Genomic DNA, 13,286 nt, shown 5'->3' on the forward strand with positions numbered 1-13,286 from the left:
CACCTAACCGTAATTTATGGTTTATAATTGAATATTTTAGCTACATCAAAAAATTGTCTTGATTTCTCGCTATCTCCTTTTATCTTATAAATATCACCCATTAAATAGTAAGCTTCTCCACACTGTGGGTTTATTGATATGGATTTCTTTAAAAGTCTTATAGCTTCATCTAATTCTCCATTTGATATTGATTTTTGGGCTAATACAATAATATTATTAATATTATTCTCATCTAGATCTTGTATTTGTTTTAATATACTTTTAATTTTTTCAGTAGTGAATGGTTTTTGTAAATAAACTACTGCTCCTAATCTAGTACAATCTATAGCATTTTTAACTGTAGCAAAAGCAGTCATAATAATTACAGGAGTATTAATTCCTATACTTCTTATCTTTCTTAATACCTCTGTGCCACTTAACTCTGGCATTTTTATATCTAAAAATATTATATCTATATTAGTATTTTGAATTATTTCTAAAGCTTCATATCCATTAGCTGCTGTAATTATTTCATAACCTTCTATTTCAAGGCAAGTTGTTAATAACATCCTTATATTTTTAGTGTCATCTACAACTAATACTTTTTTCACGAGTATACCTCCATAGTGTAAATAGTTATCATTGTAATATTCTAAGTATAGAGCGAGTGTATATTATTGTCAATTTTCATTATCACTGATTCCTAAAGATAACGCTAAATAGCATGTGACTTTAGGAGATAAACCATTTCCATTGACTTTAATAAGGCTGCCAAGCCTAGATTTGCGCTTAAATTCACTTGAATCAAAAAAAATTAAAAATTTATAAATAAAAAAGCGAAGAATTTCTTCTTCGCTTTTCACAACTATTCTGTTGTGAATGGTAATAATGCTATGTTTCTTGCTCTCTTTATAGCATCTGTAAGTTCTCTTTGGTGCTTAGCACAGTTTCCAGAAATTCTTCTTGGAAGAATCTTTCCTCTTTCTGTAACATACTTTCTAAGCTTATTTATATCTTTATAATCTATAAATTCAGATTTGTCCATACAAAAAGCACAAACTTTTCTCTTAGCTCTTCTCATCTTAGCTGAGTTTCTTCTAGCGCCTTCTCTATTTGCCATAATCTTCCCTCCTTACCTTATAGTTAGATTGAGTGAGTTAGAATGGAATATCTCCATCATCTACTGGAGTAATATCTGCTCCATAGGCTCCTTCATCAAAGGATTGAGATCTTCCAAAACCTTCTGAAGGCCCTTCATTAAATGATGGCATTGCATTTTTATTTCCACTTCCCCATTCAAGGAATTGTACTTCCTCTGCAATGACCTCAGTAACGTACCTTTTAGTACCGTCCTTGGCATCATAACTTCTTGTTTGAATTCTACCGCAAATACCGATAAGTTTTCCTTTACCCATATAGTTTGCTGTAGATTCAGCTTGTTTTCCCCATACAACTACAGGGATAAAATCAGCTTCTTTTTGTCCGTCTTTAGAAAACTTTCTATCAACAGCTACAGTAAAGGTGGCAACAGCTGTACCAGTTCCTGGGGTAAATTTCAACTCAGGATCTTTGGTTAATCTTCCAATTAAAACAACCTTATTCAACTAAAAACACCACCTATTATCTTTCATTATTAACTATTATGTGTCTTATAATACTGTCGGTAATTCTGAATACTCTATCTAACTCTTTTGGTAATTCAGGATCAGCGCTGAAGTTTATTAGAGTGTAGTGACCTTCGCCAATTTTGTTTATTTCGTAAGCAAGCTTTCTCTTACCCCACGCATCAACGTTATCTACTACTCCTCCACCATTTTCTATTACGCCCTTAAATTTTTCAACGTTAGCTTTAACAGCTTCTTCGTCTAATGATGGGTGTAATATGAATATAGTTTCATACTTTCTCATTAGATTCCACCTCCTCCCCTTGGACTAACGGCTGTGTTTACACAGCAGGGATTACATCTTAGTATTTTATCACTTATTTAAATAGAAATCAACATTTTTTACTTTATTATTCTGGTGAATTCTGTTTAACTACTTTTTTTACATCTTTTTCAAACTTACTTCTTGGCAGCATAACAATTCTTCCACATCCACAGCATTTTATTTTTATATCAGCTCCAAGTCTAGTTATCTCCCATTCTTTACTGCCGCATGGATGGTCCTTTTTCATCTCAACTATATCACCAAGATAAAAAACTTTAACCATATTATCACTCCTTTACAATTTTTACTTTAGGATAGTTTATATTTATGCCTGCTCCTTTTAGAGCTTCCCTTATTTCTTTTCGTAATTTCATTTCTGTATCCCACTGTTTCATTGGCTTTGTTTTTCCTGCTACCCTAATACTTACGCCACCTTCCTTAAAAGCAGCTACTCCTAAAACAGAAGGTCCTTCTGTAACACATTCTTCGTTCTTTTCCTTAAACTTTTCACATAAATCTGATATTACTTGAATAGCCTTATCAACATCCTCATCATAGGCAATATCTACATCTACCATAATTCTTATATTGCCTCTTGAATGATTGGTGACTTTTGTTATAAGCCCATTAGGAATTATATGCAAATCCCCATTAAAGTCTCTTATCTTAGTTACTCTTAACTCTAGGCTTTCTACTATTCCACCTTTATCATCAATATTTATATAATCTCCTACAGTAAATTGATCCTCAAATAATATAAAAAATCCATTTATTATATCCTTTATTAAGCTTTGCGCTCCAAATCCAACAGCGACTCCACCTATTCCTGCAAATGTAAGACTTGTAAGTCCTATCTTCGGAGATATAATTGAAATTATACTAAAGATACCAAAAAAGTATACAGAATATCTAAGTATACTCTTTAAAATTGCACCAACTGTTTTTGCTTTTCTATCATCTAAGGAAAATTTAAAATCTTTTTGTTTATGTATATATCTATTTATTATTCCATTTCCTATCTTAACGATTAAATACATAGCAACTAGTACCATTGCAATTTTTATTATAGTTGCAGCTAAATAATATATACTTTCTTTTTGTATACTAAAGTTTCCTACCTGTACTATTCCTCTATCTAAATCGATACTAAACTTAAAAAAAGAAGATAAATCTTTCATTACATCCCTCCAAATATATAATTGTTCTTTTTAAAAATTCCTCAAAACCATTAGCCTAAAGTTTCTTTGATATTTTATATTTCGAATACTTTATAATTAGAACCTTCCTTTACGTATGCATTCTTTATATTTATACTTTCATCTTTTACTAAATCTTTAATTTTCTCCATGTACTCTTCACTAAATTTTATACTTATTCCGCAACTTTTGGTTATACCTGTAGGTGTAGGCATAATTTCTATCTTAATATTTTTTCCCTTTAAAACGCTTTCTGCACTAATTGCCCCATGAGTATTTTGAAAAGTTAAAACATAATATTTGTCCATTAATTTTATCCAGTCCTCTGTGTTAGAACTGTTCCTCCCTCCTAATATTTACTTTACATTTGTATACAATTAATATAGTTTAGTTTATAATTATATATGTAATATTTTTAATATTAAATTAAAGTAAATGAATTATCAATAATAACTAATCATATAATTGTAACTTATAACACTTGTTCTATGCAAACTTATACTCTATTATATCAAAATTCATATATAGATAATTATTGATAATCATTAATTTATAAAAAATTTAAAACTATATTGTTAAAATATTATGTAAACTATTATTTAACATATAAATTTCATGGATTTGGAGGAATTTAACAATGAAGGTTTACTTAGATAATTCAGCAACAACTTATCCAAAACCAGAAGAAGTATATACTTCTGTGTTTAACTATATGAAAAATATTGGAGCAAACCCTGGAAGAGGTGGCTATGCTAACGCATTAGAAGGCGATAGAATTATATATAATTGCAGAGAAGCCTTAATGAAACTTTTTAATTTTGATAAATTAGAAAATGTAATTTTTACTGCAAATATAACTCAATCACTTAACATAGTATTAAAAAATGTAATAAAAGATGGTTGGCATGTTATAACTTCCTCAATGGAACATAATTCAGTATTAAGACCACTTTCTACTTTAAAAGGGACTAAAAATATTGATCTTGATATAATTGAGTGTTCCGCTGAGGGAGTAATTAGTGTTGAGGATTTTAAAAATGCTATAAAGCCCAATACTAAGCTGGTAGCTTTAACTCACGCTTCAAATGTAATAGGAAGTATTCAGCCACTTGAAGAAATTGGGGAAATTTGCAGAGAAAAGAATATTTATTTTGTAATTGACTCAGCACAAAGTGCTGGAGCAATACCTGTAGATTTTTATAAAATTGGATGTAACGCATTAACATTTACAGGTCATAAAAGTCTTTTAGGACCTCAAGGCATTGGTGGGTTTTTAATTGACGATGCTTTAAACAAAGAGGCTCTACCTTTTATAGAAGGGGGAACTGGAAGTCTTTCACAGAGTATTATTCAGCCTGATTTTCTTCCTGATAAATTCGAAAGCGGAACATTAAATGCTCCTGGAATAGCAGGTTTACTTTCCGGTATTAACTATATAATGAAGGAAGGAATTACAGCTATTCAAGAAAAAGAACAAGAACTTTCTCAACACTTTATTAATGAGCTTTTGAATATTCCTTCTATTAAAGTTTATGGTTTTAAAGATGCTGCCTTAAGAACTCCAACTATATCTATCAATTCAAGCAAAATTAATAATGCTGAACTAGGATTTATTTTAGATAGAGAATATGGAATAATGTCTAGAACAGGTTTACACTGTGCACCTTTAGCTCATAAAACCATGGGAACATTCCCAGAGGGAACTTTAAGATTTAGTTTAGGACCTTTCAATGATAAAAAAGATATAAATTATGCTTTACATGCTTTAAATTCAATTATAAAAGGATGTGATTAGATCTAATGGAGAAACTATTAAACAAAATTGATAGAATAATTTTGTTTTTTGTAATATACACAGTAGTTTTTCTAGTTTTCTTCAGCACACTAAACTACACGCTTCCTTTTGTACTTGCACTCATATGTGCTCTATTAATAAAGCGTCCTACTGAGTACTTAATTAAAAAATTTAATATAAAAAGTTCTGTAGCTTCATTAATTACTACTATTATATTTTTTACTTTTATTATATTTATTTTATCTTATGGAATAACAACTATAACTCAAGAAGCCATTCAACTTGGAAAAAACACTCAACTATATGTATCAAAGAATTCTCCTAATATATATGAATCCTTTGATAAACTAAAAAAGTATTATGATAATCTTGATCCATATATAGTTAATGCCATAGAGAACAATCTTTCCGGATTTATTACTAAGGCATCCAATATCACTGTAAGTATTACTGGAAAATTAGTATCATCATTAATAGGGTTTCTAACTATTGTTCCTTATGTAATAATGGTTATACTTTTTACACTACTTACTACATACTTTTTTACTAAGGATATTGTTTTAAATAAAAATAAGCTACTAAATGTTATTCCGTCAACTAAATCAGATAAAATAATGAATGTATATATTGAAGCAAAACGAATGCTTGGAAACTATATTTTATCTTATCTACTAATTATAGGTATTACTTTTTTAGAAACGATAATTGTATTTTTAGTTTTTAAAGTAAAATATGTGCTTATCCTAAGTACCGTATGTGCCATAGCAGATATTCTACCTATACTAGGAATAGGTGCAGTTTACATTCCTCTTGCTATTTTTTATTTCTTTTTTATAAAGAACTATATTACAGCATTTGGAATTTTGATTTCATATATTATTATTTCAATTATAAGACAAATAATTGAACCGAAAATAGTATCCGCTTCTCTTGGCATTCATCCTGTAGCCGTACTTGCGGCCTTATTTATAGGACTTAAAGCTAGAGGATTTTCTGGTATTATTTTCTGTATATTTCTTGTAGTATTTTATAATATACTTAGAAGAGTTGATATAATTTAATAAACGTTTCTATATTTTGAGATTCCCGATTGTAATATATCGGGAATTTTTTCTATGTAAATAAATATAATACGTATAAATAACCTCTATATGGTTAAAATTCGTAATATAGGAGGTTTGTATATATGGTAGATAAATTAGTAATTGATCCATCATCCAAAAAATCAATTTTTATTTTGAGAGACATATTAAGTGATGAACTGTGTCCTATAGTAAAAAATAAAAGACCTATAATTGTGTTATGTATTGGCACTGATCGATCAACAGGGGATAGCTTAGGACCCTTAGTAGGAGATAAGTTAAAGTTTTTAGTTAGAGATAAGGTATATTTATATGGAAATTTGCAGTATCCTGTTCATGCTAAGAATCTTTCTAATATTATAGATGAAATTAACACTAAATATCAAAATCCTTTTATAATTGCTATAGATGCATGTTTAGGAAGTTTACAGAATGTAGGTAAGATAATTGTTGACGGTAAACCTCTATGTCCTGGGTCTGCCATGAATAAGGACCTACCTAAGGTAGGTAACTTAAGTATAACAGGTATTGTTAATATATCTGGTGCAATGGAATTTATGGTACTACAAAACACAAGATTGTTTACTGTAATGCAGCTTGCTGAAGTAATATCTAAAGGCATATATCATTCTATATTAAAAACTATTGGTGGTAGAAAACCTAACCAATTACTTGAAAATAGCAGTATTTCTGAAAACATAGAGGCTTGATTATAAAGCACTTATATTTTAAGGTATAGAAGTAATATTAAAATAGGTTGCTATAAACCCTATTATTAAGTATATATTCTATTTCTTCTACAGTTTTGCTACCTGAATCAATTATTAATGTACCTTCTCTTCTTATGCTATTATTCATATTTAAAGTTGTTAAGCCTCCATTTTTTAAGTTACATATTATCGCATCACATAATGTGTTATTTTGATCATTAGCAATATCATATCCTCTTTTTTTTAATTCTTCTCTTATATATTGTAAATCATTAGCTACACATATTTTCATAAAAAAACCTCCTTTATGGAATAATATTCCCTTAAAGGAGGTTTTTTATTCTTTATATACAATTATTTTAAGGTTTTATTTATACACTCTTGTAAAACCTGATCTTCTTCCTGTGATAACTCATATCTGGATATCCCTCTATCTATAGGCTTCGCATAAGTTGTACTTTCATTTCTGCCATAAATACCTGTGATTATAACACCACTATTACTTTCATCCAGTAAGGCAATAGAAAAACTCAAATCGCTTCCAACGTCTTCAAATGCTCTGTATCTTACTATTGAAACTTTTTGAACACATTCTTTTAACTTTAGATTTAATTCATTATACAATTCCTTCATATGTTCAACTTCTAGCTTTGCTTCATCTATTTTATCTAAATAACCTGTTACCAATCCTTCTAGATTTTTATTGTCTACTCCTCTCATAAATTTTCTGTACTTACCTTCTAGCTTGTTTAAAGATTTTAATGTAACCATAAGCATAATAAACAATATTATTACTAATACTGCAAGTGCTATTATAATATAAGCTTGAAAACTATTTATTATTCCTATGATGTTCTGCATATATTTTCTCCTTCCGCTAATGTTTCACGTGAAACATATAAACTTAATTTAGTATTTTTATTGTATTTTTAATATATCTAGTATCCTCTGCAAATCTTCTTGTGAATAGTATTCAATTTCAATTTTACCTTTATTTTTTTTATCCATAAGCAAAACTTTTGTACCAAATAATGTCTCAAGTTTTTCCTTTACATCTATATAATAAGGATTTTGGTTGCTAATCTTATTACTTTGATCTTTCTTTTTTACATTTAGACTTTTAATTAGTTTTTCTGTCTCTCTTACACTTAGCTTTTCATCTATTATCCCCTGAGCTAATTCATATTGAAGATCTTTATTCTCTACCCCTAACAATACTCTGCCATGTCCTTCTGATATTACTCCATCAATTAAATATTCTTGTACTCTTTTATCAAGATTTAATAATCTTAAGCAATTCGTGACTGCAGTTCTGGATTTACCGATTCTATTACTTAACTCTTCTTGGGTTATATTAAAATCTTCAATCAGTTTCTTATATGCAATAGCTTCTTCTATTGGATTTAAATCTTGTCTTTGGATATTTTCAATTAAAGATATTTCCAAAATCTCTTTATCAGTTAAATCCATAACAATAGCAGGAATTTCTTTAATTCCCGCAAGCTTTGATGCCCTCCATCGTCTTTCCCCAGCAACTATGGTATATGTTTCATTGTCTTTCTTTAATATTATTGGCTGAATTATGCCATGCTCTTTTATAGATTGAGAAAGTTGTATTATTTTCTCTTCGTCAAAGCTCTTTCTTGGTTGTCCTTCATTAGCCTTTATTAAATTAATATCTATCAGATTTACATTGTCTTTTTTATCAATGTCCTTATCCTGAATTTTATCTTCAGGTATTAAAGCTCCCAAACCTTTTCCTAATCCAAACTTTTTATTCAAATATTCTTCACTCCTTTTGTCTGCTCAAAAACTCCTTTGTTAAATTTTCATATGCTTCTGCTCCTCTACACTTATCATCATAAAGCATTATTGGTAGTCCAAAGCTAGGTGCTTCTGCTAATCTAATATTTCTCGGTATTGTTGTTTCATAGACATTATCTTTAAAATAGCTTTTTACTTCCGATACAACCTCATTGGAAAGTTTTGTTCTTCCATCATACATACTCATTATAACTCCTTCAACTTCTAAATCCTTATTTAAAGATTTTTTTACAAGTTGAATAGTATTGATAAGTTGACCTACTCCTTCTAAAGCATAAAACTCGCATTGAATTGGAATAAGGACACTATCTGATGCAGTAAGTGCATTAATTGTTAGCAATCCTAATGAAGGTGGACAATCTATAAATATATAATCAAATTTTGATTTCATATTTGAAATCTTATTTTTCAATATATTTTCCCTATTATCTTTACTTATTAGCTCTACTTCTGCACCTGCTAGCTCCATAGTAGAAGGAATCAAATAAAAATTGTCTATAAGCTCGCTTTTTTTAGCAATTTCATCTATAGTTGCGTCGGAAGTTAAAATATCATACATAGATTCAGTTAAACTTCTCTTATCGAAACCAAGGCCACTGGTTGTATTACCTTGAGGATCTATATCTATATTAAGAATTTTATATCCTTGCATTGCTAAATATGAACTTAGGTTTATACTAGTAGTAGTTTTTCCTACTCCGCCTTTTTGATTAAATATTGATATAACTTTCATAAACTCCACCACCCCTCTCTTAAGCAAATACCTCAATTTAATTATATATTTTTATATAAGATAATAAAAGTATTTTATGTAAAAATTATCGATAAATTAAGCTTTATTTTAATATTAATATAAGATCAGACAAAAAAAATTCTTGAGCAATTGCTCAAGAACAAATATTAAAATAAACTCTAAGCTTTTTAAAATTAATTATAGGTAAATGTTCCACGTGAAACATTTACTCTTTTGGAATAGTAATAGTTATTTCAATTTTATCATCCAAGTCTTTTGATGCATATTGAGCATTTAATCCGAATTTATCAAACACTTGTCTTACAGTATTGATATACACCTTGGATGAAAATATACCTTTTATTTTCTTTTTTACAGAAGTAGCTTTTCCCTCTTCAATTTTACTTAATTCTTTTTCAATAAGTTCTTCAGTCTTCTTAACATTTAGTACCTTTTTTACAACTATCTTTAATACTTTTTTCTGCAACTGTACATCAGGTAACTTAAGTAAAGCCCTAGCATGTCTTTCAGTTAAATTGTTTTCTAATAGAATACCTCTTACTTCAGGTTCTAATCTAAGTAATCTAATCTTATTAGCAATAGTTGATTGCTTTTTTCCAATTGCTTCAGCTAATTTTTCTTGAGTATAGGAATGATCCTTTATTAAATTGTAGTAAGCTTCAGCTTCTTCTAAAAAATTTAAATTCTCTCTCTGTAAATTCTCCAATAAAGCAATAGCTGCAGATTCTCTATCGCTAATATCTACTATTATAACCGGTACCTCAGTTAATCCAGCTTTTTTTGCTGCTCTAAGCCTTCTCTCACCTGCTACAAGTTCATATTTATCATCAGGAAGCCTTCTCACAGATAAAGGTTGAATTATACCATATGCATTTATAGATTGAGCTAATTCTTCAAGACTTTCTTCATCAAAATATTTTCTTGGTTGATATAAATTAGGTAAAATTGAATCAACACATATATAATTGATATTATTTTGCATATTAACCATCCCTCTTACTCTTTCCTATTTATTAACATTTCTTCATTCTTTTATAATTTCCTTCTTTTTTATTTAATTTTTTTACGACAAATTAATACACTTTATTTTAAAGGCTTTTTCGCAGCTGTTCCAGCCTTTCTTGGGTACACTTTGGGAGTTTCTTTTATCTTTTTTATTATAACTAAATTATGATTTAAGTCGCTATTTTCTATCTCTATCTTAACTATATCTTCAATTTTTCCTCCGAGAATAGATACTGCATTTTTCCCTTCCTTAATTTCATCATCCACAGATGGTCCCTTCATAGCAACAAAATATCCGCCAACCTTTACATATGGAATACATAGTTCACTTAACACTGCAAGGTTAGCAACTGCTCTTGATACTGCTGCATCACATTTTTCTCTATATTCACTTTTTCTTGAAAAGTCCTCTGCCCTTCCATGAATAGTTGTTATATTTTTTAAATCTATTTTATTTATTACTTCATTTAAAAAATTAATTCTCTTATTTAAGGAATCTAAAAGTATCATATTTACATCTGGTTTAACAATTTTTATAGGTATACCAGGAAATCCAGCGCCAGTACCCACATCTATAATACTTTTCGCTTCTTTTAGGGGAGAAAATTTAAATATCTTTATACAATCTATAAAATGCTTCTTTATTATTTGTTCATCATCTACTATAGCTGTAAGGTTAACCTTTTCATTCCAAAATTTTATTAACTCTTTATAATCAATGAATTTTTCATAAATTTTGTTATCCATTGTTAATCCTACATCTAAACATGCGGAATTCATTATGTCAAAATATTCCATATAGCAACTCTCCATTCTTGATATTTTATGTAATTCGGTTAAATTTCTATGTATTAATGTATTACCCAAAATATATCTAAGACCTAAATATGTATGTAATATTTAAAATTAGCATTCTTATTTTCAACTAAAGCCTCATCAAAACTATAAGTAAGCCATGAACCCTAGCTCTAATCAAACGATCAAAATTTACTTCAGATGGACATTGAAAATTCCATCTGAAGCTTAACTAAATTTATTTAAATCAAATACAACCCAATTATAAGTTATTAAATCCTTCATTATATCATAATAAAAACCATTATTAATTACATTATTTCATTATTTGAACTTTCACTTTTAGCTCTGTATTCCCTTTCTAAGTATATCAATAATACAGAAACATCAGCTGGAGAAACTCCTGAAATTCTTGATGCCTGACCTATACTAATAGGTCTTATTTTATCAAGCTTTTGAGTTGCTTCCAGTCTTAATCCTTTAATATTACTATAATCTATATCTTTTGGTATAAGCTTACTTTCGAACTTCTTAAACTGCTCAACCTGCTCTAATTGCTTGCTTATATATCCTTCATATTTAGATATAATGTTTACTTGATCTGTTATATCATCGTCAAGTTCTGGTCTACCTTTATCGATCGGTGCAAGTTTGCCATAATCAAGCTCAGGTCGCTTTATAAGCTCATATAAACTTATATTCTTTTTAAGTTCTGTAGAATCCAATGTGTTTAAAAACTCAACAACTTCTTTTTTAGGTGTTATTTGAACATTTTTTATTCTCTCTACTTCTAATTCTATTGCTTTTTTTCTATTTATAAATCTTTCATATCTATCTTCACTAACAAGCCCAACTTCATAGCCTATATCCGTTAACCTCAAATCTGCATTGTCTTGTCTTAATAAAAGTCTATACTCCGAACGTGATGTCATCATTCTATATGGTTCTTCAGTTCCTTTAGTAACCAAATCATCAATTAGAACTCCTATATATCCATCTGATCTTCTTAAGATTAATGGATCTCTTCCCTTAACTTCAAGTGCAGCATTTATTCCTGCAATTATGCCTTGAGCAGCTGCTTCTTCATATCCAGAACTTCCATTCACTTGCCCTGCACCAAAAAGCCCTTCTACATTTTTGAATTCTAATGAAGGTTTTAATTGGAGTGGATTTATACAGTCATACTCTATAGCGTAACCACTTCTTACTATTTCTGCATTTTCCAGCCCTGTAATAGTTCTGTACATAGCAATTTGAACGTCTTCTGGTAATGATGTAGAAGCTCCTCCTATATAAAGTTCTTCTGTATTTTCTCCTTCAGGCTCTACAAATATTTGATGTTTTTCCTTGTCAGGAAATCTTACAACTTTATCTTCAATAGAAGGACAATATCTTGGACCAACAGATTTAATAGTACCATTGTATAAAGGAGACCTATATATATTATCTCTTATAACCTTAAGAGTATCATCAGTTGTATAAGTCAAATAACATGGTATTTGTTCTCTATCCAACTTACCACTCATAAATGAAAATGGAACTATTTTTTCATCACCATTTTGTATTATCATTTTTGAAAAATCTACACTTCTTCTATTTATCCTTGCAGGTGTACCAGTTTTAAATCTTCTAATTTCTATGCCTAAATCTAATAAACTTTGCGATAAATCATTAGCAGGCATAAAACCATTTGGACCTGAATTATAGCTTACATCACCTATAATAACCTTTCCCTTTAAGTAAGTGCCTGTAGCAAGAATTACTGTTTTAGTTTTAAAATATGCACCATTTTTAGTTAATACACCACATACTTTTCCTTCTTCTGTTTTTATCGATATTACCTCTAGCTGTCTTAAGTCAAGATTAGATTCCTTTTCAAGAATATGCTTCATCTTATCTGCATATCTTTTTTTATCCGCTTGAGCTCTTAATGAATGTACTGCAGGTCCTTTAGATGTATTTAACATTCTCGATTGTATAAAAGTATGATCAGTATTAATTCCCATTTCTCCGCCTAAAGCATCTATTTCCCTAACTAAATGTCCTTTTGCTGTTCCACCAATGTTAGGATTACAAGGCATAAAAGCTACACTATCTAAGTTCATTGTACATAATAAGGTTTTGCAACCAATTCTAGCTGCAGCAAGACTAGCCTCACATCCAGCATGCCCTGCTCCAACAACAACTACATCATATTCTCCTCCAAAATACTCCATA

Annotated in this window: 17 protein-coding genes; 3 read left to right on the top strand and 14 right to left on the bottom strand. The window is 29.4% G+C overall.

The features are described from left to right. Window positions 1–14 precede the first annotated feature (14 nt). The 7 genes from ACZ5N4_RS26595 to ACZ5N4_RS26625 all read right to left on the bottom strand — a co-directional run bounded on the left by ACZ5N4_RS26595 (window position 15) and on the right by ACZ5N4_RS26625 (window position 3,412). Window positions 15–590: a tetratricopeptide repeat protein gene (locus tag ACZ5N4_RS26595; protein ID WP_464205795.1), complete on the bottom strand. Its 576-nt coding sequence runs from the start codon at window positions 588–590 to the stop codon at window positions 15–17. 254 nt (window positions 591–844) lie between these two features. Then, window positions 845–1,099 carry a 30S ribosomal protein S18 gene (gene rpsR, locus ACZ5N4_RS26600; RefSeq protein ID WP_211142338.1) on the bottom strand — a complete coding sequence of 85 codons (255 nt, stop codon included), beginning with the start codon at window positions 1,097–1,099 and terminating at the stop codon, window positions 845–847. 37 nt (window positions 1,100–1,136) lie between these two features. Beyond that, window positions 1,137–1,583 (bottom strand): single-stranded DNA-binding protein, encoded by a 447-nt coding sequence (locus ACZ5N4_RS26605; protein WP_178906183.1) that lies wholly within the window; start codon window positions 1,581–1,583, stop codon window positions 1,137–1,139. Between the two features lie 16 nt (window positions 1,584–1,599). Beyond that, a complete protein-coding gene (gene rpsF / locus ACZ5N4_RS26610) occupies window positions 1,600–1,887 on the bottom strand; it encodes a 30S ribosomal protein S6 (RefSeq protein WP_464205797.1) in 288 nt (95 codons plus the stop codon). 106 nt (window positions 1,888–1,993) lie between these two features. After that, the gene (locus ACZ5N4_RS26615; protein WP_178906181.1) at window positions 1,994–2,191 is read right to left on the bottom strand and encodes a DUF951 domain-containing protein; all 198 of its coding nucleotides are present in this window, start codon (window positions 2,189–2,191) and stop codon (window positions 1,994–1,996) included. 4 nt (window positions 2,192–2,195) lie between these two features. Then, window positions 2,196–3,086, bottom strand: a complete 891-nt coding sequence (locus ACZ5N4_RS26620; protein WP_464205799.1) for a mechanosensitive ion channel family protein — start codon at window positions 3,084–3,086, stop codon at window positions 2,196–2,198. Window positions 3,087–3,160: 74 nt separating this feature from the next. After that, the gene (locus ACZ5N4_RS26625) at window positions 3,161–3,412 is read right to left on the bottom strand and encodes a putative Se/S carrier protein (protein WP_464205801.1); all 252 of its coding nucleotides are present in this window, start codon (window positions 3,410–3,412) and stop codon (window positions 3,161–3,163) included. A 329-nt stretch (window positions 3,413–3,741) separates the two neighbouring features. Here ACZ5N4_RS26625 and ACZ5N4_RS26630 point away from each other — a divergent pair, with 329 nt between their 5' ends. The 3 genes from ACZ5N4_RS26630 to yyaC all read left to right on the top strand — a co-directional run bounded on the left by ACZ5N4_RS26630 (window position 3,742) and on the right by yyaC (window position 6,691). Next, complete coding sequence (locus ACZ5N4_RS26630; protein WP_464205803.1) at window positions 3,742–4,899, top strand: aminotransferase class V-fold PLP-dependent enzyme; 1,158 nt, start codon at window positions 3,742–3,744, stop codon at window positions 4,897–4,899. A 5-nt stretch (window positions 4,900–4,904) separates the two neighbouring features. After that, on the top strand, window positions 4,905–5,960 hold the full coding sequence (ytvI, locus tag ACZ5N4_RS26635; protein ID WP_464205805.1) for a sporulation integral membrane protein YtvI: 1,056 nt from the start codon (window positions 4,905–4,907) through the stop codon (window positions 5,958–5,960). Between the two features lie 125 nt (window positions 5,961–6,085). Further along, complete coding sequence (gene yyaC, locus ACZ5N4_RS26640) at window positions 6,086–6,691, top strand: spore protease YyaC (protein WP_464205807.1); 606 nt, start codon at window positions 6,086–6,088, stop codon at window positions 6,689–6,691. 37 nt (window positions 6,692–6,728) lie between these two features. On the opposite strand, the gene ACZ5N4_RS26645 is transcribed toward yyaC, so the two are convergent. The 7 genes from ACZ5N4_RS26645 to mnmG all read right to left on the bottom strand — a co-directional run bounded on the left by ACZ5N4_RS26645 (window position 6,729) and on the right by mnmG (window position 13,285). Further along, window positions 6,729–6,983: a YkuS family protein gene (locus tag ACZ5N4_RS26645; protein WP_464205809.1), complete on the bottom strand. Its 255-nt coding sequence runs from the start codon at window positions 6,981–6,983 to the stop codon at window positions 6,729–6,731. Window positions 6,984–7,045: 62 nt separating this feature from the next. Then, window positions 7,046–7,552, bottom strand: coding sequence for a DUF4446 family protein (locus ACZ5N4_RS26650; protein ID WP_464205810.1), 507 nt, complete (start codon window positions 7,550–7,552; stop codon window positions 7,046–7,048). A gap of 57 nt (window positions 7,553–7,609) precedes the next feature. After that, window positions 7,610–8,473: a ParB/RepB/Spo0J family partition protein gene (locus tag ACZ5N4_RS26655; protein ID WP_464205812.1), complete on the bottom strand. Its 864-nt coding sequence runs from the start codon at window positions 8,471–8,473 to the stop codon at window positions 7,610–7,612. Window positions 8,474–8,480: 7 nt separating this feature from the next. Continuing rightward, window positions 8,481–9,248, bottom strand: a complete 768-nt coding sequence (locus tag ACZ5N4_RS26660; protein ID WP_178906172.1) for a ParA family protein — start codon at window positions 9,246–9,248, stop codon at window positions 8,481–8,483. Window positions 9,249–9,474: 226 nt separating this feature from the next. Then, complete coding sequence (noc, locus tag ACZ5N4_RS26665) at window positions 9,475–10,251, bottom strand: nucleoid occlusion protein (protein ID WP_464205814.1); 777 nt, start codon at window positions 10,249–10,251, stop codon at window positions 9,475–9,477. Window positions 10,252–10,352: 101 nt separating this feature from the next. Beyond that, window positions 10,353–11,072, bottom strand: a complete 720-nt coding sequence (gene rsmG / locus ACZ5N4_RS26670; RefSeq protein ID WP_464205816.1) for a 16S rRNA (guanine(527)-N(7))-methyltransferase RsmG — start codon at window positions 11,070–11,072, stop codon at window positions 10,353–10,355. Window positions 11,073–11,380: 308 nt separating this feature from the next. Further along, window positions 11,381–13,285 carry a tRNA uridine-5-carboxymethylaminomethyl(34) synthesis enzyme MnmG gene (gene mnmG / locus ACZ5N4_RS26675; RefSeq protein WP_464205818.1) on the bottom strand — a complete coding sequence of 635 codons (1,905 nt, stop codon included), beginning with the start codon at window positions 13,283–13,285 and terminating at the stop codon, window positions 11,381–11,383. Between the last annotated feature and the right edge of the window lies 1 nt (window position 13,286).

The sequence above is a fragment of the Clostridium nitrophenolicum genome (assembly GCF_055391695.1).